1 rRNA gene is annotated in these 700 nt (G+C 54.4%); it reads right to left on the bottom strand.

The window, feature by feature from the left end:
- Nucleotides 1-700 (bottom strand): 23S ribosomal RNA (locus AC6BYQ_RS28500); the annotation flags it as partial.

Genomic DNA, 700 nt, shown 5'->3' with positions numbered 1-700 from the left:
GCCTCGCCTTAGGGGTCGACTCACCCTGCCCCGATTAACGTTGGACAGGAACCCTTGGTCTTCCGGCGAGCGGGCTTTTCACCCGCTTTATCGTTACTTATGTCAGCATTCGCACTTCTGATACCTCCAGCAACCCTCACAGGCCACCTTCAACGGCTTACAGAACGCTCCCCTACCCAACAACGCCTAAGCGTCGCTGCCGCAGCTTCGGTGCATGGTTTAGCCCCGTTACATCTTCCGCGCAGGCCGACTCGACCAGTGAGCTATTACGCTTTCTTTAAATGATGGCTGCTTCTAAGCCAACATCCTGGCTGTCTATGCCTTCCCACATCGTTTCCCACTTAACCATGACTTTGGGACCTTAGCTGGCGGTCTGGGTTGTTTCCCTCTTCACGACGGACGTTAGCACCCGCCGTGTGTCTCCCGTGATAACATTCTTCGGTATTCGGAGTTTGCATCGGTTTGGTAAGCCGGGATGGCCCCCTAGCCGAAACAGTGCTCTACCCCCGAAGATGAGTTCACGAGGCGCTACCTAAATAGCTTTCGGGGAGAACCAGCTATCTCCCGGTTTGATTGGCCTTTCACCCCCAGCCACAAGTCATCCGCTAATTTTTCAACATTAGTCGGTTCGGTCCTCCAGTTAGTGTTACCCAACCTTCAACCTGCCCATGGCTAGATCACCGGGTTTCGGGTCTATACC

It is taken from the genome of Serratia sp. LTN-2, assembly GCF_059740205.1.
The sequence above is the reverse complement of the archived record's forward strand: the minus strand, read 5'-3'. Positions and strand labels throughout refer to the sequence as shown.